Origin of the sequence: Pseudarthrobacter sp. NamE2 (assembly GCF_005796205.1) — a bacterium.
GTDB lineage: Bacteria > Actinomycetota > Actinomycetes > Actinomycetales > Micrococcaceae > Arthrobacter.
This window is the reverse complement of the sequence record NZ_VAHN01000009.1, coordinates 1-22044: the sequence shown is the minus strand read 5'-3', so window position 1 is coordinate 22044 and position 22044 is coordinate 1. Positions and strand designations below refer to the sequence as shown.

20 protein-coding genes and 1 pseudogene are annotated in these 22044 nt (G+C 65.5%); 17 read left to right on the top strand and 4 right to left on the bottom strand.

What is annotated here, in order from left to right; all coding sequences use genetic code 11:
* The first annotated feature begins 33 nt into the window (after nucleotides 1-33).
* Both FDW83_RS11755 and FDW83_RS11750 read left to right on the top strand, forming a co-directional pair.
* Entirely contained in the window at nucleotides 34-606 is a 573-nt protein-coding gene (locus FDW83_RS11755; protein WP_138138273.1) for a GNAT family N-acetyltransferase, read from the top strand.
* A 109-nt stretch (nucleotides 607-715) separates the two neighbouring features.
* The gene (locus FDW83_RS11750) at nucleotides 716-1477 is read left to right on the top strand and encodes a matrix metalloproteinase-11 (RefSeq protein WP_138138272.1); all 762 of its coding nucleotides are present in this window, start codon (nucleotides 716-718) and stop codon (nucleotides 1475-1477) included.
* Nucleotides 1478-1658: 181 nt separating this feature from the next.
* Here FDW83_RS11750 and FDW83_RS11745 read toward each other — a convergent pair whose 3' ends face one another.
* Complete coding sequence (locus FDW83_RS11745) at nucleotides 1659-1928, bottom strand: hypothetical protein (RefSeq protein WP_138138271.1); 270 nt, start codon at nucleotides 1926-1928, stop codon at nucleotides 1659-1661.
* A 235-nt stretch (nucleotides 1929-2163) separates the two neighbouring features.
* Between FDW83_RS11745 and FDW83_RS11740 the strand changes: the two genes are divergently transcribed.
* Genes FDW83_RS11740 through FDW83_RS11725 form a run of 4 tightly spaced genes read left to right on the top strand, consistent with a single transcriptional unit; the run spans nucleotide 2164 to nucleotide 5984 of the window.
* On the top strand, nucleotides 2164-3276 hold the full coding sequence (locus tag FDW83_RS11740) for a PP2C family protein-serine/threonine phosphatase (protein WP_138138270.1): 1113 nt from the start codon (nucleotides 2164-2166) through the stop codon (nucleotides 3274-3276).
* On the top strand, nucleotides 3273-5234 hold the full coding sequence (locus tag FDW83_RS11735; RefSeq protein WP_138138269.1) for a glycosyltransferase: 1962 nt from the start codon (nucleotides 3273-3275) through the stop codon (nucleotides 5232-5234). Before FDW83_RS11740 ends, FDW83_RS11735 begins: the two co-directional genes overlap by 4 nt.
* Nucleotides 5234-5566, top strand: coding sequence for an STAS domain-containing protein (locus FDW83_RS11730; protein WP_138138268.1), 333 nt, complete (start codon nucleotides 5234-5236; stop codon nucleotides 5564-5566). The genes FDW83_RS11735 and FDW83_RS11730 overlap by 1 nt, the downstream gene beginning before the upstream one ends.
* Nucleotides 5559-5984: an ATP-binding protein gene (locus FDW83_RS11725; RefSeq protein WP_138138267.1), complete on the top strand. Its 426-nt coding sequence runs from the start codon at nucleotides 5559-5561 to the stop codon at nucleotides 5982-5984. Before FDW83_RS11730 ends, FDW83_RS11725 begins: the two co-directional genes overlap by 8 nt.
* 80 nt (nucleotides 5985-6064) lie before the next feature.
* Here FDW83_RS11725 and FDW83_RS11720 read toward each other — a convergent pair whose 3' ends face one another.
* Nucleotides 6065-7291 carry a GAF domain-containing sensor histidine kinase gene (locus tag FDW83_RS11720; protein WP_138138266.1) on the bottom strand — a complete coding sequence of 409 codons (1227 nt, stop codon included), beginning with the start codon at nucleotides 7289-7291 and terminating at the stop codon, nucleotides 6065-6067.
* A 255-nt stretch (nucleotides 7292-7546) separates the two neighbouring features.
* Here FDW83_RS11720 and uraD point away from each other — a divergent pair, with 255 nt between their 5' ends.
* The 5 genes and pseudogenes from uraD (at nucleotide 7547) to FDW83_RS11690 (ending at nucleotide 13272) form a co-directional block, all read left to right on the top strand.
* On the top strand, nucleotides 7547-8044 hold the full coding sequence (gene uraD / locus FDW83_RS11715; protein ID WP_138138265.1) for a 2-oxo-4-hydroxy-4-carboxy-5-ureidoimidazoline decarboxylase: 498 nt from the start codon (nucleotides 7547-7549) through the stop codon (nucleotides 8042-8044).
* Complete coding sequence (gene uraH, locus FDW83_RS11710; RefSeq protein WP_138138264.1) at nucleotides 8041-8379, top strand: hydroxyisourate hydrolase; 339 nt, start codon at nucleotides 8041-8043, stop codon at nucleotides 8377-8379. Before uraD ends, uraH begins: the two co-directional genes overlap by 4 nt.
* 78 nt (nucleotides 8380-8457) lie before the next feature.
* Nucleotides 8458-9267, top strand: a complete 810-nt coding sequence (locus FDW83_RS11705) for an IclR family transcriptional regulator (protein WP_138138263.1) — start codon at nucleotides 8458-8460, stop codon at nucleotides 9265-9267.
* A 487-nt stretch (nucleotides 9268-9754) separates the two neighbouring features.
* A complete protein-coding gene (locus FDW83_RS11700) occupies nucleotides 9755-11737 on the top strand; it encodes a BCCT family transporter (protein ID WP_138138262.1) in 1983 nt (660 codons plus the stop codon).
* A 234-nt stretch (nucleotides 11738-11971) separates the two neighbouring features.
* Nucleotides 11972-13272, top strand: a pseudogene (locus tag FDW83_RS11690) (response regulator transcription factor).
* A 51-nt stretch (nucleotides 13273-13323) separates the two neighbouring features.
* On the opposite strand, the gene FDW83_RS11685 reads toward FDW83_RS11690, so the two are convergent.
* Together FDW83_RS11685 and FDW83_RS11680 are read right to left on the bottom strand one after the other, a co-directional pair.
* Complete coding sequence (locus tag FDW83_RS11685) at nucleotides 13324-13602, bottom strand: hypothetical protein (protein ID WP_240720964.1); 279 nt, start codon at nucleotides 13600-13602, stop codon at nucleotides 13324-13326.
* Between the two features lie 126 nt (nucleotides 13603-13728).
* Nucleotides 13729-14409 carry a GntR family transcriptional regulator gene (locus FDW83_RS11680; RefSeq protein ID WP_138138261.1) on the bottom strand — a complete coding sequence of 227 codons (681 nt, stop codon included), beginning with the start codon at nucleotides 14407-14409 and terminating at the stop codon, nucleotides 13729-13731.
* Between the two features lie 123 nt (nucleotides 14410-14532).
* On the opposite strand from FDW83_RS11680, the gene purU reads away from it, so the two are divergent.
* From purU to fdhD, 6 genes are all read left to right on the top strand, one after another.
* A complete protein-coding gene (gene purU, locus FDW83_RS11675; protein ID WP_138138260.1) occupies nucleotides 14533-15444 on the top strand; it encodes a formyltetrahydrofolate deformylase in 912 nt (303 codons plus the stop codon).
* 52 nt (nucleotides 15445-15496) lie between these two features.
* Nucleotides 15497-17989: an FAD-dependent oxidoreductase gene (locus FDW83_RS11670; protein WP_138138259.1), complete on the top strand. Its 2493-nt coding sequence runs from the start codon at nucleotides 15497-15499 to the stop codon at nucleotides 17987-17989.
* A gap of 124 nt (nucleotides 17990-18113) precedes the next feature.
* Nucleotides 18114-18740 carry a cyclodeaminase/cyclohydrolase family protein gene (locus tag FDW83_RS11665; protein ID WP_138138258.1) on the top strand — a complete coding sequence of 209 codons (627 nt, stop codon included), beginning with the start codon at nucleotides 18114-18116 and terminating at the stop codon, nucleotides 18738-18740.
* Nucleotides 18737-19609: a bifunctional 5,10-methylenetetrahydrofolate dehydrogenase/5,10-methenyltetrahydrofolate cyclohydrolase gene (locus tag FDW83_RS11660; protein WP_138138257.1), complete on the top strand. Its 873-nt coding sequence runs from the start codon at nucleotides 18737-18739 to the stop codon at nucleotides 19607-19609. The genes FDW83_RS11665 and FDW83_RS11660 overlap by 4 nt, the downstream gene beginning before the upstream one ends.
* A gap of 225 nt (nucleotides 19610-19834) precedes the next feature.
* Complete coding sequence (locus FDW83_RS11655) at nucleotides 19835-21151, top strand: molybdopterin molybdotransferase MoeA (protein ID WP_138138256.1); 1317 nt, start codon at nucleotides 19835-19837, stop codon at nucleotides 21149-21151.
* A complete protein-coding gene (gene fdhD / locus FDW83_RS11650) occupies nucleotides 21139-22017 on the top strand; it encodes a formate dehydrogenase accessory sulfurtransferase FdhD (protein WP_138138255.1) in 879 nt (292 codons plus the stop codon). The genes FDW83_RS11655 and fdhD overlap by 13 nt, the downstream gene beginning before the upstream one ends.
* The last annotated feature ends 27 nt before the right edge of the window (nucleotides 22018-22044 follow it).

Below are 22044 nucleotides of genomic sequence, written 5' to 3'. Positions count from 1 at the left end.
GCCCGTTACCGGCGGCGGTGACAGGATGGCGCCATGGTGATCGAAGTCCGTCCCGCAACCGCTTTCGAAGACGTCAAGGCGCTGGTGGGGCCCAAGCGGCCCGACGCGAATGTCTGCTGGTGCCTGAGCTACCGCATCCCCTCGAAGCAGAACCAGGCGTTGCACGGAACCGAACGCGGCGAGCTGGTAAAGCAGCTGGTGGCACAGGACCCGCCGCCGGGTGTGTTGGCGTACGACGGCGCCGAGCCGGTGGGGTGGGCTGCGGTCCACCCCCGTGCCGGCACCAGCTTCGCCGGGAACCGGAAAATCCCACACGTGGACACCTTGGACGTCTGGTCCGTGTGGTGCATCCGCGTACGGCCGGGCCACCGCGGCAAGGGCATCTCGCACGCCCTGCTGGCAGGTGCGGTGGACTTCGCCCGTTCCTACGGGGCGCCCGCCGTCGAGGGCTATCCCGTGGACAATGCGGGATCGAAAGTGGACCTGACCATGGCCTACGTGGGCACCCGCAAGCTTTTCGAGGACGCCGGCTTCACCAAGGCCGCGGACACCGCGTCGGTGCTCAACGGGTTCCCGCGCGTGCTGATGCGGCTGGAACTCGCCTAATCGCCCACCCCGTCCGGCCGCTCGGTAACGCTGTCGTAACGGCCATTTTCCTAGTCTGCCGCCGTAACCCGGAAACCCCCTTTCAGGACAACCAAGGCCAGGGAGAATCATGGAATCGGCTGCCGAAGACCTGCTCCACCGCATCGCTGACGGCTTCGTCTGTGCCACTGAGGGCCGCGGGCACGCGACCCCCGGAGGACGCCCGCCCAGCGAAATAGTTGTTGATGCTACGGAGGGATTCGTCCCGCTGTGGCACGCCGGAACCATCCTGAAGTGGCGCTTCCAGGAGCGCTCCTTCGCGCTGGCCCCCAACCCGGAACAGAGCAAGCAGGAAGTGGGCGACCTGATGGGTGAGTCGCTGCTGCGGTGGGGTTCCGCCGCCCCCGTGAGGTTCACCCGGGACGACGACCTGTGGGATTTCGAAATCGTGCTGCGGAATGCGCCGGACTGCACTCCTGCGGGCTGCGTTTTGGCCAGTGCATTTTTCCCCGACGGCGGCAGGCACCAGCTGACCATCTACCCCACCATGTTCCAGCAGGTCCGCGAGGAGCAGATCGAGACGATGATCCACGAGTTCGGGCACGTCTTCGGGCTGCGGCACTTCTTTGCCAATGTCCGTGAGACGGCCTGGCCCTCTGAGATCTTCGGCACCCACGAACCGTTCACCATCATGAACTACGGGTCGATGAGCAGACTCACCGACGCGGACCTTGGCGACCTGAAGGAACTGTACCGCCTGGCGTGGAGCGGCCACCTTACCAATATCAACGGCACGCCGATCCGCCTGGTCCACCCCTACAGCTTCACCGGATCATTCGTCCTGGATGGTGCGGGGGCAGTTCCGTCAGCCCTGCAGCCGGCTGCCCGGTAACCCGGCAGTCAGGGTTTCTTCCACCATTTGCCGGGCCAGTCCTCGTCGATGGCCCACAGCGCCAACAGCAGCGCGTCAACGGTCATAAGTCCTGCGATCAGATACGCCCACCCGGTATACCAGTGCACTGCAATCTCCTGACTGTCTCCCCCAGCCACTCGATTGCTCCTTAGTGTCGCACCTAAACCGCTGCGGCGGAACGCCCCATCTCCACAGACCTGAACAGCGCCTCCAGCCGGTTGTGGGCCTCGGTCTCCAGCTTGAGCCGGCGCGTCAGCCTTTCAACCTGTTCTGACATCGCCGCGCCCACCGGAAGGCGGTCGCCCGGCCAGCTGGACACCTCCCGCGATTCGGCGAGCGCAGCGGCCAGGGCCTTTGCTGCGGCCCGCACCTTCCGCGAATGGAGGTAGAGGCGCAGCAGCGCCCTGCCCTTGTCAGTGATATTTTCCATGTGGCTGCCCTGCTTTCCCGCAAGCCTTCTGCTTCCGGCAGGGTCGCCGTCGACCTTTCCACTGCCCAGGAAGCTGTTCCCGCTTCGAGTGTCCCGAACCTTCCTCAACGTCCGGGCAAGCAGATCCCAAGATTGACGCAAGATCCTGTCAGGCCCTGCTGCAGCCCCTGTGACATGCCCCGCGCGTGATACCTGTGACATGCCCCCTTGCGGTTAATGGGGTAGAAGTAGAGCTATGGTCTCAACCTCCGAAAGCCGACGTGCCGTTGTCATCGAGGACGACCCTGACATCCGGGGGCTGCTGGTCCGCGTCCTGCAGAAGCAGGGCTTCGAGGTTTCTTCGGTGGGCGCGGGACTGCCCGGGGTGGAGGAGGTCCGCCGCCTCCAGCCGGACCTGGTGACCCTGGACCTCAACCTGCCGGACCTGGACGGCCTGGAGGTCTGCAAGCTGCTCCGGGAATTCTCGGATGCCTTCATCATCATGCTGACCGCCCGCGCCGATGAGCTGGACAAGCTGACCGGGCTGGACAACGGCGCCGATGAATACATCAGCAAGCCATTCAGCCCCCGCGAGCTCCAGTCCCGCATCAATGCCCTGTTCCGCCGGCGGCCCAACGCCGCTGCGGAGACCGCGGTCCGGAACGAGCTGCAGCGGGCCACCGAGGTCCAGCAAAGCCTGCTGCCTAAGGAGGACATCCGGGTGGAGGGCTACGACGTGGCCGGGCTGTTCCGCCCCTCCCGCAGCGTGGGCGGCGACTTCTACGACTGGTACCAGAGCGCGGACGGGCTGCACCTCACCTTCGCCGATGCCATGGGCAAGGGCATGGGCGCGGCCCTGATCGCCGCCACGGTCCGCGCCGTCATGCGCTCCACCGGCCACCGGCACGACCTTGACGCCGCCTTCGCCTCCGCCAGCAAGGCCATCGCCACGGACCTGCATTCCTCCAACTCCTTTGTCACCCTGTTCCACGCCCGCCTTGACGCGTCGTCCGGCAAGGTCAGCTATGTCGACGCCGGACACGGCCTTGCGCTGCACGTCCAGGCAGGCGGGAATGCGGACCGCCTCCCTTCCGGAGGTCCGCCCATCGGCGCCTGGCCGGGAACGGAATGGCCGCAGTCCGCCCTGGAACTTGCGCCCGGCGACTCCCTGGTAGTGATGAGCGACGGCGTCCTGGACGTGTTCGATGCGGTGGAGGACTTCACGGAAGCCGTTCGGGCCGCTACCCAGGCAAATGAATCCGCGCAGGCCGCCAGCAGCGCCATCCTTGCCCTTGCCCCCGCCGAAACAGCGGAGGATGACGTCACGGTGGTCGTGGTCCGCAGGCGGCCCGAGGAAGCTACCGCGTGACCCGTTTTTGGACCCGCCTGGTGGTGGTGCTGACCATCATCACCGGCGTCAACTACATCACGTGGCGCTGGCTGGCATCCCTCAACTGGGAAGCCTGGTGGATCGCCCTGCCACTGGTGATCGCCGAAACCTACAGCCTCATCGACGTCATGCTCTTCGGCATGACCGTCTGGCGGCTCAAGGTCCGCAAGGGCGCCCCGCCGCCACCGCCGGACGCCACCGTGGACGTCTTCATCACCACGTACAACGAAGACATTGACATGGTGATGACCACCGCGCTGGCGGCGCAGAAGATCCGGCATCCGCACAGCACCTGGATCCTGGACGACGGCAACCGGCCGGAGCTGAAGGCACTGGCGGAAGAACACAGGCTGGGCTACGTCACCCGCAGCGACGACTGGACTCCGGACCTTCCCCGGCACGCCAAGGCGGGCAACCTCAACAACGCGCTGATGCAGACGCACGGCGAGTTCCTCCTGATTTTGGACGCGGACCAGATCCCGGAGCCGGACATCCTCGAAAAGACGCTTGGCTACTTCAACAACCGCCGGGTTGCCCTGGTCCAGACACCCCAGTACTTCAGCAACGTCCCTGCCGACGATCCGCTCGGCAGCCAGGCACCGCTCTTCTACGGCCCCATCCAGCAGGGCAAGGACGGCTGGAACGCCGCATTCTTCTGCGGCTCCAACGCCATCCTGCGCCGCGAGGCCCTGATGCAGCTGGGCCTGGCGGGCTACGTCAAGGAAACCGAAAAGAGCATCCGCCGTGCCCTGGCCGCCTCGCAGGCGGCCATCAGGAAGGCGCGGAAGTCCGCGGACATGGACACCCCGCTGGTAGCGGAAGTGCTGGACGAGGTGGAAGCAGCCACCCGCCATGCCCAGGACGAACTCGAGGCCGGCCAGCCGCTCAGCGAGATCACGTACCGTGTCCGCCGCCGCGTCGACGCCGCCGTGCAGACCCTTGTGCAGGCCGACGTCGAGGCCCTGCAGGCCGACCTGGAGGAGATCGCCGCCATGGAACTCGCCTACGTGGGCGAGGCCGGCGTGCCCGTGGTTGCCGATGACGCCGTGCAGCGCATGTCCCGCCGCGACTGGTCACCCCTGGGCGCCCTTGAATCCGTGCAGGCCGTCCTGGACGCGCTCTCCGTCGAGCGCAACGACGAAGCCCAGCCGGTGATGCCGCTGGCCACCATTTCCGTCACCGAGGACATGGCCACCGCCATGCGGATGCACGCCATGGGCTGGCAGAGCGTCTACCATCACGAGATCCTGGCCTACGGACTGGCGCCGGAGGACCTCAAGACCATGCTCACCCAGCGCCTCCGCTGGGCGCAGGGAACCATCCAGGTGCTGCTCCGCGAAAACCCCCTGGTGCAAAAGGGCCTCAAGATCGGCCAGCGGCTGATGTACTTCGCCACCATGTGGACGTACCTCAGCGGATACGCGGCCGTGGTCTACTTCGCTGCCCCCATCATCTACCTGCTGCTGGGCATCCTGCCGGTCACCAGCCTGAGCTGGGACTTCTTTGTCCGGTTCATCCCGTTCATGGTGGTAAACCAGATCCTGTTCGCCGTCGCCGGCCGGGGCATCCCCACGTGGCGCGGGCAGCAGTACAGCCTGGCGCTGTTCCCCACCTGGATCAAGGCGTGTTCAACGGCGGCCAAGAACGTTTGGTTCGGCCGCCCCCTCGGGTTCGCCGTCACCCCCAAAGCCCGCCAAAGCGGCGGACCCAGCTGGAGCCTGATCCGGCCCCAGATCGTGGTGTCCGTGCTGCTGGCCGTGGCCGCCGTCGTCGGAATCATCCGCCTGGCCACCGGCCTGGCAGAGCCCCTCGGCACCCTGGTGAACGTCGCCTGGGTCATCTTTGACCTGGTGGTCATGAGCGTCCTGGTCCGCGCCGTGCTCTACAAGGGCTACGACGCGGCCGCAGAAACCGCAGTTGCAGAAAAGGAGTCCTGATGGAATTCAGTTACGAAGTGCGAGATTCATTTGCAGAGGTCAGGGCGGAAGGGCGGCTCAACATGGTCTCCGCGCCCAAGCTCCGCGAGTTCGTTACCGATGTTATCGCCGGCGGTTCCAACCGGATCGTGGTCAACCTGGAGAAGACCGCATTCATGGATTCGTCAGGACTCGGTGCGCTGATCGGATGCCTCAAGGCGGCCCGGCAGTCCGGCGGCGACCTCCGCATCGCCGCCGTCCAGCCGCAGGTAAAGATGGTGTTGCAGCTGACCAGCATGGACAAGGTCCTCACGGCCTACGATTCGGCGGAAGAGGCGTTCAGCAATGACTGACGTCCTGGCCTCGCGCAGCTTCCGGGGACCGGCAGCCGAGGACGCCGTCGAAGCCATCCACAACGATCTGGACAGCTTGTGGCTGGACGTCCCGTTCGTGCAGGACCTGGACCAGATGACCTTCACGACGGCGGTCATCGAGTCAGCGTCCAACATCGTCCAGCACGCGGAGCCAGCCGGCGGGGAGCCGGTGGAGCTGGGAGTGGACATCACGGTCCAGCCCACACTGCTCCAGGCCCGCGTCAGCGCGTACAACGCCAAACCGCCATTCGGTCCCATGGAGCCGATGACCCCCGGCGAGGAAGCCGAATCCGGACGCGGCCTGGCACTGATCGAAGCGCTGGTCACCACCGTCACGTTCGAACGGCAGGACGGAACCAACACCTGGGTCCTGTCCCGGACCTCGTCCCAAGGCTAGCCCCTGGAGTTTTTGTCCAGATATGCAGGCTTCCGGGCCGCTGAAGTCCGCATATCTGGACAAAAACCCGTGTCAGGCGCTTAGGGCTCCGCCGGAAAGAGCACTGACACCGTGGTCCCGCCGCCGGGGGTGTCACTGATGGACAGCTCACCGCCATGTGCCTGCGCGATCCGGCAGCAGGTTGCCAGGCCAAGTCCCGTGCCGGGGCCGTCGCCGGGACGGTTGAGCCGGACCAGCGGTTCCACGGCGCGTTTCCGGTCCGCCGGAAGGATGCCTTTCCCGTTGTCTGCCACGCGGACAGTGACGCCGCGGGGGCAGGTTTCGGCGGTCACGGTAACTTCGAGCTGCCGCCCGGGGTCCCGGTAGTTGAGCGAATTGGCCAGCAGGTTCTGCACCAGGGTGCGCAGCTGTGCCCGGTCCGCGTAAAGCCCGGCGTCCTCGCACAGGATGCCGCTGCCCAGCCCCAGGTCCACGCCCAGGTCCTGGGCCGCCTCGGCAGTAACCGCCAGGAGGGACACGCGCTCCCGTTTCAGAACTCCGTCCGCCCGGGAGTAGTCCAGCACGTCTTCGAGCGTCGCCAGCATGCGCAGGCCGCCGCTTTCGATGAGCCCCAAGTATTCCAGTGACGGGTGTCCCGGCGGGATCTCCGGATCATCCTCCGCAAGCTCCACGTAACCCAGGATGGTGGTGAGGGGCGCCCTCAGGTCGTGGCTGACGCGGCCGGCGAACTCCGCCAGCATCGCGTTGCTGCGTTCCAGCTTCTCCAGGGCTGCATTGAGCTCCAGGGTGCGGTGCTGCAGTTCGAGGAGCTCCACCACCTGCTGGGCCAGGACCTCAAGCAGCCCGATCTGATCGGGTGTTGGGAGTTCCGCCTGGTCCGAGAAGACGCACAGCGAACCGAGCACCCACCCGCCAGATGTCTTCAGCGGCACGGATGCATAGAACCGGACGTCGGCGATTTCACCGGTAACGAAAGGGTTGGCCGAGAACCGCGGATCACGCGACGCGTCCCGCACCACGGTGGTTCCGCCGCTCAGGAACACGGTGGCGCACATTGAGTCGTCACGGGAACAGATGCCTGCGTCGATGCCGGACGCGGCAATCTGCAACTGCTGGTCCGAGCTGATGATGTTGACCACGCTGTAGGGCACCCCGCAAAGGGAGGCGGCACAGCGGACCACATTGTTCAAGGTGTTTTGCGCCTGTTCGTCGGCGAGGACCGGCAGAATCCCTGGTTCAGCGGGCAGCAACCCGTATTCCCGCAGGCCAAGGTCACGCCCGGTGTCCTGATCGGTCAGCATTTGCATAGCCGCACCGTCCATACTCTGCACTTCCCCCAGTATCTTCGCCATGGGCCAGCGGCCCTTTCCGTGATGATATCGGGTGTGCTGTATTCTCTTGACACCATCCGGCGTCTCGCCTTAGATATTACGTATGCTGAAATAACAGTTCCATGATGCGGAAGCTTTCTGGTTGGGGTTGCCCAATGGAGAGTGCCGGGCTGTCCGGCGTCCGCATAGCCGTCACCATGGATGCCAGCATTTGCCACAAGGAACAAGCGCATGAAGCTTGCCGAATTTAACGCCGCGGACCACGCTGAGGCCGCGGACGCCCTCCGGCCCTGCATCGACGTCACCCGGTGGGTGGATACAGTTGCGGCGGCCCGTCCGTTCGCGAGCAAGGAGGACCTCCTCGCGTTCGCGTCCGGCGCCGCCGAGCCCTTCACCCCGGACGAGGTTGAGGCTGCCATGGCCCACCACCCGAGGATCGGAGAACGCCCGACGGCGGCCACCGCCGAGGCGTCCATGTCCCGCTCCGAGCAGGCCGGGGTTGACCCTGCGGATGCTGCCGCCGCGGAAGCACTCGCCAAAGGAAACCGCGAATACGAGGAAAAGTTCGGCCGCGTATTCCTGATCCGCGCCGCCGGACGCACCGCCCCGGAAATCCTGCAGTCCCTCAATGAGCGGCTCACCAACTCCCCTGCGCAGGAAGACGCCATCGTGGCCCGGCAGCTGCGTGAAATTGCCGTACTGCGGCTGGAAGGACTGATCACCGAATGAGCATCTCCCACGTCACCACCCATATCCTCGACACCGGTGCCGGACGCCCGGCGGCGGGGGTCGCCGTCGTGCTTTTCAAGAACGACGGCGGCACCTGGCGGGAGCTGGCAGCTTCCACCACCGACGCGGACGGCAGGGCAAAAGACCTGGGTCCGGAACAGCTGGATCCCGGCCACTACAAGCTCAACTTCGCCACGGGAAAGTACTACGCAAACCTGCAGACAGCCACCTTCTTTCCTGAAGTGGACCTGGTATTCGAGGTGACCGGCGACGAGCACTACCACGTTCCGCTCCTCCTGAGTCCCTTCGCCTACTCCACCTACCGCGGCAGCTGACCCCACAGGTCAATTAAGGGTCAATCACGTTAACGCAATGTCACGACGGTCGCGTTTCCCGGCATAGGATCAGGAAGTATGGCTCCTAAACATGACCCGGAACCCGATACCGACGCCGAGGGTGGCCAGAGCGGCGGCGTGCAGTCGGTGGAACGCGCGCTGACGGTCCTGGAGATCCTGGCACGGGACGGCCACGCCGGCGTGAGTGAAATTGCCGAGGAGATGGGCATCCACAAATCCACGGTGTCGCGCCTGATGGGCTCGCTGGTGAGCCGGGAGATGGTCCACCAGAACAGCGAGCGGGGAAAGTACCAGCTGGGTTTCGGCATCCTGCGGCTGGCAAGCTCCATTCCGGGGCGGCTGAGCCTGGTCCACGAAGCGCGGCCCGTTTTGGAGAGCCTTGCCGAGGAGTTCAAGGAAACCGTCAACCTTGCCGTCCTGCGGTCCAACTTCGCCGTGAATGTGGACCAGGCGATGGGACCTTCCACGCTTGCCACCTACGACTGGGTGGGGAGCCTCACTCCCCTGCATGCCACCTCGAGCGGCAAGATCCTGCTGGCCGCCCTCAGTGCCGACGAACGTGACCGGATCCTGAAAGAGACCGGGCTGCCGGCCCGCACCTCCCGCACCATCACCAGCCGCAAGGAACTCGATCAGGACCTGTTGGAGGCGGCCGGCAAGGGCTACGCCGTGGTGCGGGAGGAGTTTGAAATTGGCCTCAACGCCGTCGCCGTGCCTGTCTACAACCATCAGGGCACGGTGGTCGGCGCACTCAGCATCTCCGGCCCGGCGTTCCGTTTCGACCCCGAGCAGATACCCGGGCTGGTGGAGACACTCAAGGAAGCGGGCCTCAAGGTCAGCGCCAACATGGGGTACACGCGGCGCTGATCCGGTACTGATTCAGCGCACACGAAAGGGCACTCCGCCTGGTAATACCGGCGGGGTGCCCTGTTTGTGTTGCCCGGCTACCCCTCTCTATGTCGCAAGCATTACAGCGGAACTCCCGAAAACCTTGACTTTTGATTGTGGCGTAGGCCACTCTGTTGCTTAGTGCGAGATCTGTTGATTCTTGCGGAACACCTCCCCATTGGGGCTTTCCGGCCCGGATAAACGAATAAGACCTGACATAAAAGAGGTGCACCTTGCACAGAGCCTGCTTGCTCAGTGAACTTGCCCCGGGGGAGGCAGTACGGCTGGATACAACTCCGCCATAGCCGTTTCCCATGCCGAAGATGGCGGGATATCAGCTATCGACGACGTCGCCGGCACCACCATGGTCATCCCACCGGACGGAGCCCCAACCTTCCGCCCGGACTTACGCCTACCGGCCGTTTACAACCCCAAGCCCATGACAAGCCAAGCAAAGGACCCGCTCATGGCTCTAAACAGTGAAATAACATCCCCTAAATCCTCGGAGCCGCCCGCGGAGAACGATCCGCGGGAAGCTCCCGGGAAACCAGCAACAGGAAGCACCGACACAGAGCGTTCCGCTGCCAACCCTTCCAGCCCGGCAGCGACAACGTCCGAAGAAGCCGGGACAGCAGTCCCGCCGGAAACGGAAGAATACGAGCAGATCCTGGAGGAACTGCGCCAAACCAAAACCGAACAGGCAGTCTCAGAACGCCGCAACCGGAAGCTCACCCTCGACAAGACCATCTTCGGAATCACGGGCGCCATCGCCGTCGCCTTTGTGATCTGGGGATTCCTGGGCAAGGACAGCCTCTCCACAACATCCGCCGAAGCCCTCGACTGGGTGATGGAGTACACGGGCTGGCTCTTTATGGTCCTTGCCTCCCTTTTCGTTGTCTTCGTCCTGTGGCTGGCCCTCGGCAAATTCGGAAATATTCCCCTCGGCAAGGACGGGGAAAGGCCCGAGTTCCGCACCGTTTCCTGGATTGCCATGATGTTCGCGGCGGGCATGGGCATTGGCCTGATGTTCTACGGCGTGGCCGAACCGTTGTACCACTTCGTCACTCCCCCGCCCGGCACCGTTGAAGGCCGCACGCCTGCTGCCATCCAGACGGCCATGGCCACGTCCATCTTCCACTGGACGCTGCACCCCTGGGCCATGTACGCGGTGGTGGGCATTGCCATGGCCTACGGCACCTACCGGCTGGGCCGCAAACAGCTGATCTCGGCCGCCTTCACGTCCCTCTTCGGCATCCGCACCGTGGAAGGGCCGGTGGGCAAGTTCATCAACATCCTCGCCATCTTCGCCACCCTCTTTGGCACGGCCGCATCCCTTGGACTGGGTGCCCTGCAGATTGGCAGCGGGCTGACGTCCAACGGCTGGATGGGCGAAATCGGAACCCCGGTACTGGTTGCCATCGTCGCCATCCTCACAGCCTGCTTCGTGGCCTCGGCGGTGTCCGGCATCAGCCGCGGCATCCAGTGGCTGTCCAACATCAACATGGTCCTGGCCGTGATCCTGGCCCTGATCGTCTTCGTTGCAGGCCCCACCCTGTTCATCCTCAACCTCATCCCGGCCGCCGTGGGAGACTACGCCCGGGACCTGGCAACAATGTCCTCCCGGACCGAGGCCGTGGGTGATGAGGCGCTCCGGGCATGGATGTCCGGCTGGACCATCTTCTACTGGGCCTGGTGGATTTCCTGGACGCCCTTCGTGGGCATGTTCATCGCCCGCATCAGCCGCGGCCGCACCATCCGGCAGTTCGTTACCGGCGTCCTGCTGGTGCCGAGCATCGTCAGCGTAATCTGGTTCGGCATCTTCGGCGGCACGGCCTTCAACATCCAGCAGGAAGCCGACAAGGCTAACCAGCCGGGCCTGATGACCGTCACCGACGGCGTGGCCTCCATCGACTTTGACGGAGCCCTCTTCAACCTGGTCAAGAACCTGACACTGCCGGGCTGGCTCACCGCGGCTGTCATCGTCCTGGCCATGGTGCTGGTGGCCATCTTCTTTATCACCGGCGCCGACTCGGCCTCCCTGGTGATGTCCTCGCTGAGCTCCAACGGTTCCGCCGAGCCGAAGCGCGGCCTGGTCATCTTCTGGGGCAGCCTGACCGGAGCCGTGGCGGCTGTGATGCTGCTGGCGGGCGGTGACGAGCCCTCCGAGGCGTTGTCGGGCCTGCAACGGATCACCATCGTGGCGGCGCTACCCTTCGTGGTGGTTATGCTGCTGCTTTGTTTCGCCCTGGCCAAGGACCTGCGGCGCGATCCGCTGTCCCTGCGCCGCCGCCTCGCCACTTCCGTGGTGGAGCGGGCAATCAAGACCGGCGTGGAACAGCACCGCGGAGTCCAGTTCGACCTTGTCACGCGGCACGATTGCGCCGAGAAGTGCCCGGACCCGGAATCCTGCCCGGGAGCCGGTGCCGCGCTGGAGACAGAGCGCAAGTAACCGGCGCCCAAGCAGGCAAGCAAAGATCCGGCCCCTGGTGGGAAACCACCAGAGCCGGATTTTTGTTGTTCCGACAGGCTCGAGGCGATGGGTGGTACCGCGTGCGGAGGCGGCGCCAACAGAGCGGCGGCCCCACCTTTGCAGGTGGAGCCGCCGCTGTTCCTGAGGGAAAAGGGCCAGTTGATGGCAGCCTGGAGTTCCTTGGCGGCCAGGGCCGGGTCTGCAGCGCCGTAGATGGCACCTCCGGCCACAGCGACAGCTCCTGCCCTTTTGCCCGAACCGGCGGCGCCGTGGCCGCTCCTTAATGCCATCGCCCGGATTGGCGATGCGCCGCGCAGCAGGATCGCCGAGCGTTTGCGGGAGGCGGTCCTGCCGTTCGCGGGCGGGGATGCCCTGGTCATCTTTACCGAGGAATGCACGGGCCGGCCGCAGAAGAAGGCAGGGTCCGAGGAGGTAGTCGCCAAAGTGTCCATCGCGGAACTGCAGCACCTCAGGTCATCACTTGATGGGGATGCCGCCTGGTCGGGAACGGCCCGGATAGCCGGCAGGGAACGCCGGGTGCTGGCCCTGACCTATCCGCCGAGCAACGCGCTCCTGGTCATCACCTGCCCGGACAGGACAGCAGGCAGCGAAGCGGGCTCCCTTGATATGGTCCGGTATCTGTGGCACCTCACGGCGCGCCGCATCCAGGAGAAGGTCAACGACGCCGCTCCCTCCTACCTGGTGGAGTCGCGGGCAGCGTCGGCGGAGCGGCTAAGGGTTACCAGCGAGCTGGTGGACCTGCATTCCACTACACTCGAAACGCTCCTCGCGGCCACGCGGTCTTCCGCCCTCGACGACGCTGCCGCACGCGCCTCCGTCACGGACGTGGCGGCAAGGGCGTTGGTTGAGCTCCGCACCCATAACGACAGGACAACCGACCTGATCGAGGAACCGGTGGCGTCCGCCTTTAAACGGTTGCGGGACGACCTGCGCCCGCCCACGAGATTCAGCGGGATCGAGGTGCAGTTCATCGAGCCGCCCCTGAACGGCAGGGCACTGCCGGGAGAGGTTGCCATAGCCGCCAGGGCCATTGTCCGGGGCTTGTTGCTGGCCATCATGGAACAACCGGAGGTCCGCGGCATCCGCACGCAGTGGGACTGCGACGGTGAGAATTTCTCATCAACGTCAGGGACGACGGCAATGGCGGTCTGTCCACGGACGCCCCGGCCATGGGCAGGCTCCAGCGCAGGGTGCAGGCGCTTGCCGGGCGGATGGAGATCGACCTGCTGCAGGGCTGGGCAGCTGATATCTCCGTTACCCTGCCCCTCGACCCGCCTGCCGGGCCCGGGGACGTTTCGGGCTGGAACCTCGGCAGCAGGGAGCTGGAAGTGCTTCAGCTCCCGGCAGCAGGACAGCGGAACCGCAACATCGCGGCGGCCCTGAATATCAGTGAGAACACGGTCAAGTTCCACGTCCGGAACCTCTTCAGGAAGCTGCAGGTGGCGTCGCGGAGCGAAGCGATCGCCCTGGCCCACAGCAGGGGCCTTCGATGAACGGTGGTTGAGCTTGTCAAAACCACGGGCTTGTCGAAACCGCAGCCGTTCCTAGACCCACACCTGGTAGCCGGTGCCCTTGTCGAAGAGGCGGCGGGTGTCCGCGCCGGCGCCTGCGAGCCACAGGACAGAATCGTCCTCCGCCGCCTGGTCAACAACGCCCGTGGCCACGTGCTCACCCATCAGCCAGACTTCCACCGTATGGCCGGGAAGCTTGGCCCAGTCAGGACGCAGCCCCAGTCCGCTGTCCTTCTTGGCGCCGCGGCCCGTCTTTTCGACGACGCCATGACCCGCGGTGGTTTCTTCTACGGTGGGTGCGCTTGGGCTCACAATGTCCTCCGGTGGTGTGACGCGGCAATCGGCATAACCGCTGATATTCCTTTGATATATCAGGTGATGAGGAAAGTATGGTCCACGTCACATCGGGTGTCAACGAGGGTGCAGGCAACTCCTGCCTCAGGCGCTGAAAAGCGCTTCCCGCACGGCATGCTCAAAGCCGCTGACGTGGACCCTTGCCAGGTCGGCGGCCTTGTCCTCATCGCCGTCGATAATCGCCCGCAGCAGGTTTACGTGTTCGTGCACATGCAGGGACAAGTCCGGCAGCCGGTCCATCACCATGCACCAGATGCGGGTGGCCAGGTTGTCATAGCGGATCAGGATGTCTTCCAGGTGCGGATTGCCGGCAGCCGCATACATGCCCTGGTGGACCCGGGCATCCAGCTGCAGCGTCTCGACGACCGAGGCCGCCTGCACGTCGAAGGCCTGCACTTCGTCGAGTACGTCCTTCAGGTGCGCCCTGACCGTGCCGGAAGCCACGCGCGCGGCACGAGCGGCAGCAAGGGGTTCCAATTGCGCGCGGATTTCCGAGATGTAGGAGAGGTCCGTGACGTCCACACGCGTTGCGAAAGTGCCCCGGCGCGGGTAGGTAACCACCAGCCGGTCCAGTTCCAGGCGCTTCAGGGCCTCCCGGATGGGGGTGCGGCCGACTCCCAGCGCCTTGGCCAGAGCGTCGTCGTTCAAGAGTTCCCCGGGCTTGATGTCGAGCATCAACAGCCTGTCGCGGATGCTTTCATAGGCCATATCCGCGAGCGACTTCCTGCCGGTATCTTCCGAGACTGCCAAAGTTTCGAACGCCACAGCAGAACCTCTTTCTTCGAACCCGGAAAAAACTGTTGACCTCACCCAGGGACCAGTATACGCTGATCTGCAACCTAATATATCAGTCGGATGTTCAGGAATATATCTAAGGAGGAGGGCGACATGACCCTTGTGGAGACCGCAGCATCGACGGCCACACTGCCGAAGCTCGATGAGGAGCAGCAGCAGACCCAGAAATTCGTGCTCACCCTGTCATGCGGCGAGCGCGCCGGCATTGTCCAGGCCGTCACAACGTTTTTGTTCGACCGCGGCTTCAACATCGATGAGCACCAGCAGTTCGATGACAGCCTCCGTGAGACGCTGCACCTGCGCACGGCGTTCTCCGGCTCCCCGGCCTACACCCCGGACATGCTCGAGGAAGAGTTCCGTCCGATCGCCGACCGTTTCGGCATGAAGTTCAGCTTCCACGACCAGACGCAGCAGCGGGTCCTGGTAATGGTCTCGAAGTTCGGGCACTGCCTGAACGACCTCATCTTCCGCTGGCGTGGCGGCAGCCTGGGCGGCGAACTGGTGCTGGTGGTCTCCAACCACGAGACCCACCGCGCCATGGCCGAGGCCGCCGGCCTGCCGTTCATCCACATTCCCGTCACCCCGGACACCAAGGCCGACGCCGAGCGCCGCCTGCTGGAGCTCGTGGAGGAATACGACGTCGACCTCGTCGTGCTGGCACGCTACATGCAGGTCCTGTCCGACGACTTGTGCCGCGCCCTGGAAGGCCGTGCCATCAACATCCACCACTCCTTCCTCCCCGGCTTCAAGGGTGCCAAGCCCTACCACCAGGCACACGCACGGGGCGTCAAGCTGATTGGTGCCACTGCCCACTACGTCACCGCCGACCTGGACGAGGGGCCGATCATCGAGCAGGAAGTCATCCGCGTGGACCACAGCTACGGCCCCAGCACCCTGTCCACCGTTGGCCAGGATGCCGAGGCCCTCGCCCTGTCCCGCGCCGTCAGGTGGCACTGCCAGCACCGGGTCCTGCTGGACGAGACCAGCACCGTGGTTTTCCGCTAGCCGGCACCGCGCAACCAGCAGAACAACAACAAAGATTCAGCAGGAGAACCACATGGAATCGACGCCACGCATTGTCATCATCGGAGCCGGCATCGTCGGAACCAACCTGGCCGACGAACTCGTCACCAGGGGCTGGAACAACATCACCGTTTTGGACCAAGGCCCGCTCAACATGCCGGGCGGCTCCACGTCCCACGCCCCCGGCCTGGTCTTCCAGACCAACCCCTCAAAGTCCATGGCACTTTTCGCCAAGTACACGGTGGAAAAGCTGCTGTCGCTGACCGAGGACGGCGTCAGCTGCTTCAACCAGGTGGGCGGACTGGAAGTTGCCACCACGGAGACCCGCCTCACCGACCTGAAGCGCAAGCTCGGTTACGCAGCATCCTGGGGCATTGAAGGCTCCATCCTCTCCCCCGCCGAATGCAAGGAGCTGTACCCGCTCCTGAACGAGGAAGAGATCCTGGGCGGCCTGCACGTCCCAAGCGACGGCCTTGCCAGTGCTGCCCGCGCCGTGCAGCTGCTGATCAAGCGCACCGAAGCCGCCGGCGTGAAGTACATCGGCAACACCGAAGTCACCGGCATCGAGCAGTCCGGCCGCCGGGTCACCGGCGTCCAGACGCCCGACGGCGTGATCCCGGCTGACATCGTGGTGTCCTGCGCCGGGTTCTGGGGCGCGAAGGTCGGCGAGCTGATCGGCATGTCCGTACCGCTCCTGCCGCTGGCGCACCAGTACGTCAAGACCACCCCCGTTCCGGCGCAGCAGGGAAAGAACGAGCTTCCCAATGGCGCACAGCTGCCTATCCTCCGCCACCAGGACCAGGACCTTTACTACCGCGAGCACGGCGACCGCTACGGCATCGGCTCCTACGCCCACAAGCCCATGCCCGTGGACCTGGACGAACTCGGCACCTTCACGCCGAACGAGATCAGCGAACACAACATGCCGTCCCGCCTGGACTTCACCGTTGAGGACTTCCTCCCGGCCTGGGAAGCCACCAAGCAGCTGCTTCCCGCCCTGCGCGAGAGCGAAATCGAGGACGGCTTCAACGGCATCTTCTCCTTCACCCCCGACGGCGGCTCCCTGGTGGGCGAGTCCAAGGAACTGGACGGCTTCTTCGTGGCCGAAGCCGTGTGGGTTACCCACTCCGCCGGCATCGCCCGCGCCGTGGCCGAACTGCTCACCACCGGTAAGTCCTCCATCGACCTGGGCGACTGCGACATCCACCGCTTCGAGGAAGTACAGCTCACCCCGGAGTACGTCAGCGAGACCTCGCAGCAGAACTTCGTGGAGATCTACGACGTCCTGCACCCGCTCCAGCCCAAGCTGTCCCCGCGCAATCTGCGCGTCAGCCCGTTCCATGCACGGCACAAGGAGCTGGGCGGGTACTTCCTGGAGGGTGGCGGTTGGGAGCGCCCCTACTGGTTCGAGGCCAACGCCGAGCTGCTCAAGGAAATGCCCGCAGAGTGGCAGCCGAAGGCACGCGACGCCTGGTCCGGCATGTTCAGCTCACCCATCGCGGCCGCTGAAGCATGGAAGACCCGCACCGCCGTCGCCATGTACGACATGACCCCGCTCAAGCGCCTGGAAATCTCCGGCCCGGGCGCCCTCAAGCTCCTGCAGGAGCTCACCACGGCGGACCTGAACAAAAAGCCCGGTGGGGTCACCTACACCCTCCTGCTGGACCACGCCGGCGGCATCCGAAGCGACATCACTGTGGCGCGCCTGAGCGAGGACACCTTCCAGCTGGGCGCCAACGGCAACATCGACACCGCCTACTTCGAGCGCGCCGCCCGCCACCAAACGGAAAGCGGAAGCGCCAGCGACTGGGTCCAGGTGCGCGACACCACCGGCGGCACCTGCTGCATCGGCCTCTGGGGCCCCCTTGCCCGTGAGGTGGTCGGCGCGGTCAGCAGCGACGACTTCTCCAACGACGGCCTGAAGTACTTCCGGTCCAAGCAAGTCGTCATCGGCGGCGTCCCGGTCACCGCCATGCGGCTGTCCTACGTCGGTGAGCTCGGCTGGGAACTGTACACCAGCGCCGACAACGGCCAGCGCCTCTGGGATGCCCTATGGAAGGCCGGCCAGCCCTTCGGCATCATCGCCGCAGGCCGCGCGGCATTCAGCTCGCTCCGCCTGGAAAAGGGCTACCGTTCCTGGGGCACCGACATGACCACCGAGCACGATCCCTTCGAGGCAGGCCTCGGCTTCGCCGTCAAGATGGCCAAGGACAACTTCGTCGGGAAGGCTGCCTTGGAAGGCCGCACCGAGGAGAACTCCTCGCGCCGGCTTCGCTGCCTGACAGTCGACGACGGCCGCAGCATCGTGCTGGGCAAGGAACCGGTGTACTACAAGGACGCGGTTGCCGGTTACGTCACCAGCGCGGCCTACGGCTACACCGTGGCAACTCCCATCGCCTACGCGTACCTGCCGAGCACGGTGTCAATCGGCGACTCGGTCGAAATCGAGTACTTCGGCCGCCGCATCCCGGCGACCGTGACCGAGGACCCGCTGTACGACCCCAAGATGACCCGGCTCCGCGGCTAAAGGCCAGGCCGGTGCCGGTGCACCGGCCACCACAAGGGCGGCGGCCCGGACTCATCCCTCGCAACCGAGTCCGGGCCGCTGCCCTTTATCCGGCCATCAAAGCTCCCAGCCCAGGAACGGACACATGATCAGTTCAGAGACAATCAACAGCTACCTCACCCGGCTCGCCTCCCGGCAGCCCACGCCCGGCGGCGGGGCCGCAGGCGCCCTGCACGCCGCACAGGGCGCGGCCCTGGTGGCCATGGTTGCCCGCTACACCACGGGCAGCAAGTTCGAGCAGCACGCCGCGCTGGTGCAGCGGATCACGGAGGCCGCAGACCAGCTCACCACTGATGCACTTCGCCTTGCCGACGCCGACGAAGATGCCTTCCAGGCCGTCATCGACGCCTACAAGCTCCCGTCCGACAGCCCGGAACTGAAAGCCGCAAGGACGGCAGCTGTCCAGGAAGCCCTTATCCAAGCGGCGCAAACGCCCGCGCAGCTCATCGGGGTGGCCGGTGGAGTGGTCGACCTCGCCACCGAACTCTTCGACGTTGCCAACGTGAACGTCATCAGCGACGTCGCAGCCGCGGCCGACGCCGCCCGCGCAGCCGCAACCACCGCACGGGTGAACATCGACATCAACGTTGTGGCCATCAAGGACCAGGCTGCGCGTTCATCGCTTGCCCGCCAGACCGACGGCCTCGAGGACAAAGTGGTCCTGGCAGCAGACAACCTCGTCGCCCGTGTACGCGAAAGGATCCTCAGTTGAGCACAGTAACCCTTCCAGGAAAGCCCCTCGCCGCGGTTATCCGGCAACGGGTCCAGGACGAGGTGCGCAGCCTGGACCACGAAGGCCTGCGCCCCGTCCTCGCCGTTGTCATAGCAACCGACGACGAATCAACCCACTGGTACGTCCGCTCCATTGAGCGGGCAGCGGAAGCCGCCGGCATCGGCTGCCGGATCGTGGACCTCGGCCATGACGCAACGGAACAGGTCCTGGCCAGTGTCCTTCGCGACCTGAGTGCAGAGCCTTCAGTCAGCGGCATCATCCTGCAGACACCGCTGCCCGCGGGGGTCCGGGCCGATGCGCTGGTGGGCCTGATCGCGCCGGAAAAGGACATCGATGGGGCAAACCCCCTGAGCCTTGGCCGCCTTGCCGTGGGTCAGCCGGCCTTTGCGCCCGCCACCGCCCGCGCCGTCGTCGAAATCCTGGACCACTACTCGGTCCCCGTCGCGGGGCGCGACGTGGTGGTTGTTGGCCGCTCCGCCGTCGTCGGAAAGCCGCTGTCCCTGTTGCTGCTGGAACGGGACGCCGCCGTCACGGTCTGCCATTCGCGGTCCGGCCCGCTGGAGCGGCACACCAAGGACGCGGACGTCGTCGTGGTGGCCGCCGGCAGGACAGGCCTGCTTCATGGCAGCCACATCTCCGCCAAGGCAACGGTGATTGACGTCGGCACGAATGTGCTGCCCGACGGCTCACTGGTGGGGGACGTGGACGCGGCAAGCGTCAATGGCGTGGCTGCCGCTTTGACCCCGGTCCCCGGCGGTGTCGGTTCGGTGACCACCGCGCTGTTGCTGCTCCATACTGTGGAAGCGGCCCGGAAGCAGGCACCTGCCCTCATTCTCGAAAATGCCTAGACACAGCTTCCACTTTCCGCCTAATATCTAACTGATATATCTTTCATGAAACAATAGATATTCAACCCCCCGTTGCCCGAGACTGGTGCTTCGATGGCCTGAAACCTGGGGAGGTATTCCTCATCGAAGCACCGCTCCCGGGCAACGGGGGCGGCGGCAAAAAGCCCCAAACCAGAAGCCCCGGCACCGTTGCCGGGGCGTTCCACTTGTATGTAGGGGGCACCAATGACCGCCAGTGACACAGTCGCCGCTCCTGCCTCCCGGAAACCGGCGGGACTACACTCGGCTTCCTGGGCCGAGGCCAGGCAACTGGCATTCCGGTGCGCCGCTCCCCTGCCGTCCGTCTCCGTCCCTCTTCGGGAGGCCGCCGGACGCACCTTGGTCCGCCCGGTAACCGCGCTGCAGGACCTGCCGCACTATGTCTCTGCCGCGATGGATGGCTGGGCCGTCAATGGCACCGGGCCATGGGAGCTCGTGCCGGCGGGCCTGCCCCTCTCGCCGGGACAGGCCAGCACCATCGCCACCGGGGGCCTGGTGCCCAACACTGCCGCCGCAGTCCTCCGCAAGGAAAGCGGACACATCATTGACGGCTCCGCAGGGAAACGGATCCTGACGCTCCGTTTGGATGCAAAGCCCGGCGAACCGCGCCGGGGCCAGCACATCCGCCCCGCCGGGACCGAGGCGCTGGAAGGCGAAGTACTGATCCCCGCCGGTACCGTCCTCAACCCCGCGCACACCGCCCTGGCCGCTGTGGCAGGCCTGGACGAACTTGAAGTGAAGGCCAAACCGGTGGTCGCCGTCGTCCTGACCGGTTCGGAAGTGGTGACGCAGGGTGTTCCTGCTCCTGGCCAGGTCCGGGACACCTTCGGACCCCAACTGGATACGGTCATCACCCAGCTGGGCGGCATCCCCGGGGTATCCCGCAGGATTGGCGATTCCTTCAGCGAGTGGACCACGGCCCTCCGGGAAACGTCCGCGGATTCCGCTGCCCGCGCCGATGTGGTGATCACCACCGGCGGAACCGGGAAGTCAGGAACCGACCACTTCCGCGCCGCTGTCGCAGCGCTCGGCGGCCGGCTGCTCCTGGATGGCATTGCCATGCGTCCCGGCCACCCTGCCGTCCTGGCTGAACTCGCCGACGGCCGGTTCGTCGTCGGACTGCCGGGCAATCCCCTGGCCGCCATGATGGCACTGACCACTCTCGGCGCGCCCCTGCTGGCCGCCCTCGCCGGCGCACCCCTGCAGGAAGTGGAGCAGGTTCTTTCCGGCAGCGACGTGGAGGCAGACAGCGGCTTCAGCGAGGGACGGGGCCGGACGCGCCTTATGCCCTGCCGGGTCCTTTCCGGGCTGGTGTTCCCCGTTGCCCACACCGCTCCCGGCATGATGCGCGGCCTCGCCGGGGCGGATGGCGTTATGGCTGTACCTCCCGGCGGCGTTGACTCAGGCCAACCGGTTCCGGTGCTCCCCCTTCCCTGGACCCAGGCACCCGCACCCACGTATTCCACGAGCAGCCAAGGACGGAACACCCCATGGCACGCATGACCCGGCGCCGCAAGATCCACCGCTTCCACCTGGACGGCTCCGGCACCGAGTATCCTGTCCGCCACAAGGAAGACTTCCTTGCCGCCGAGGAGCCGCTCGAGATCCGGCTGGGAGGGAGTCCCTTCGCCGTCACCATGCGGACCCCCGGGGACGACTTCGACCTGGTGGCCGGATTCCTCGTTTCGGAAGGCATCATCCGCCATCAGTCGGAGCTAACGTCCCTGCGCTTCTGCGCCGGCCCTGAGCAGGAGCAGACCCTGAATGTGGTGGACGCGCAGCTCCGGCCAGACGTCCCGCTTCCGGACACCATGCGGCACGTCTACACCTCCAGCTCCTGCGGCATCTGCGGAACGGAGTCCATTGAGGCGGTCCGCAAGACCCTGCACTACAACCCCGGCCAGGACGGGGTGCGGATACCCGTGGACGTCCTTGCCGGGCTGCCCGAACGGCTGCGCGAAGCCCAGGCGGTGTTCGACAAGACCGGCGGTGTCCATGCCGCCGGCCTGTTCCGCGTACAGGACGGCGAACCCGAACTGCTGTGCCTCCGCGAGGACGTGGGCCGGCACAATGCCGTGGACAAGGTGGTGGGCTGGGCGCTGCGGCAGGGACTGCTGCCGTTGAGCGGCACCGTCCTCCAGGTGTCCGGCAGGGCATCCTTCGAGCTGGTCCAGAAGGCGGCACTGGCCGGTATTCCCGTCCTCTCCGCCGTCAGCGCGCCATCAAGCCTGGCAGTTGACCTTGCCGCCGAGACGGGGCTGACCCTGGCGGGGTTCAGCAGGGGCCACAGCCTGAACGTCTACGCGGGCCGGGAGCGGCTTGAACGTCCCCGCACAGTGCCCCGCGACGAGGAGTACGCGCCGCTTTGAGCGTGCTCCCGCTTCCTTCTTTCCCCT

Excerpts from the sequence above, each read along its gene's own strand:
- purU (WP_138138260.1), top strand. The coding sequence starts at position 14,533 with ATGACCCTTGTGGAGACCGCAGCATCGACGGCCACACTGCCGAAGCTC.
- FDW83_RS11705 (WP_138138263.1), top strand. The coding sequence starts at position 8,458 with ATGGCTCCTAAACATGACCCGGAACCCGATACCGACGCCGAGGGTGGC.
- FDW83_RS11745 (WP_138138271.1), bottom strand. The coding sequence starts at position 1,928 with ATGGAAAATATCACTGACAAGGGCAGGGCGCTGCTGCGCCTCTACCTC.
- FDW83_RS11655 (WP_138138256.1), top strand. The coding sequence starts at position 19,835 with ATGACCGCCAGTGACACAGTCGCCGCTCCTGCCTCCCGGAAACCGGCG.
- FDW83_RS11665 (WP_138138258.1), top strand. The coding sequence starts at position 18,114 with ATGATCAGTTCAGAGACAATCAACAGCTACCTCACCCGGCTCGCCTCC.
- FDW83_RS11730 (WP_138138268.1), top strand. The coding sequence starts at position 5,234 with ATGGAATTCAGTTACGAAGTGCGAGATTCATTTGCAGAGGTCAGGGCG.
- fdhD (WP_138138255.1), top strand. The coding sequence starts at position 21,139 with ATGGCACGCATGACCCGGCGCCGCAAGATCCACCGCTTCCACCTGGAC.
- FDW83_RS11740 (WP_138138270.1), top strand. The coding sequence starts at position 2,164 with ATGGTCTCAACCTCCGAAAGCCGACGTGCCGTTGTCATCGAGGACGAC.
- FDW83_RS11700 (WP_138138262.1), top strand. The coding sequence starts at position 9,755 with ATGGCTCTAAACAGTGAAATAACATCCCCTAAATCCTCGGAGCCGCCC.
- FDW83_RS11670 (WP_138138259.1), top strand. The coding sequence starts at position 15,497 with ATGGAATCGACGCCACGCATTGTCATCATCGGAGCCGGCATCGTCGGA.
- FDW83_RS11755 (WP_138138273.1), top strand. The coding sequence starts at position 34 with ATGGTGATCGAAGTCCGTCCCGCAACCGCTTTCGAAGACGTCAAGGCG.
- uraD (WP_138138265.1), top strand. The coding sequence starts at position 7,547 with ATGAAGCTTGCCGAATTTAACGCCGCGGACCACGCTGAGGCCGCGGAC.
- uraH (WP_138138264.1), top strand. The coding sequence starts at position 8,041 with ATGAGCATCTCCCACGTCACCACCCATATCCTCGACACCGGTGCCGGA.
- FDW83_RS11720 (WP_138138266.1), bottom strand. The coding sequence starts at position 7,291 with ATGCAAATGCTGACCGATCAGGACACCGGGCGTGACCTTGGCCTGCGG.
- FDW83_RS11725 (WP_138138267.1), top strand. The coding sequence starts at position 5,559 with ATGACTGACGTCCTGGCCTCGCGCAGCTTCCGGGGACCGGCAGCCGAG.
- FDW83_RS11750 (WP_138138272.1), top strand. The coding sequence starts at position 716 with ATGGAATCGGCTGCCGAAGACCTGCTCCACCGCATCGCTGACGGCTTC.